At 52.5% G+C, this 314-nt stretch carries 1 protein-coding gene; it reads right to left on the bottom strand.

Features of this window, described 5'->3' with window-relative positions:
• Positions 1-314: immunoglobulin-like domain-containing protein (locus AOA59_RS32485; RefSeq protein WP_158235268.1), on the bottom strand; the 314-nt coding region annotated here is incomplete at both ends.

The raw sequence follows: 314 nt of genomic DNA, 5'->3' as shown, positions 1-314 counted from the left end.
CCGTTGTTATAGACGTCATTGGCTGGAGTGTTAAACACGGTCGAGCCGACAGTTTCACCGGCCTTGATCGTGATGGTTTGGCCGTTGCTCAACGTTACGGTGACGTCGGTTTGCGCCTTGTTAGTCAAGGTCGCGGTGTAAGTGATGTCGCCGCCTTCAACTACCGAGGCTTTATCAGCACTCAGAGAAACCGTGGTGTTGTCGATCGAATCAGTGATGGCTGTTTCAGCTGCCTTCGGATCGGTAACCAGATTCTCAAAGTTGCCGCCTTCGGTCTTCGCGATGGTGGTGCTGACAGTCGAACCGTTGTTATA

This window comes from Pseudomonas sp. 2822-15 (genome assembly GCF_002742515.1).
Lineage (GTDB): Bacteria > Pseudomonadota > Gammaproteobacteria > Pseudomonadales > Pseudomonadaceae > Aquipseudomonas > Aquipseudomonas salomonii.
The sequence above is the reverse complement of the archived record's forward strand: the minus strand, read 5'-3'. Positions and strand labels throughout refer to the sequence as shown.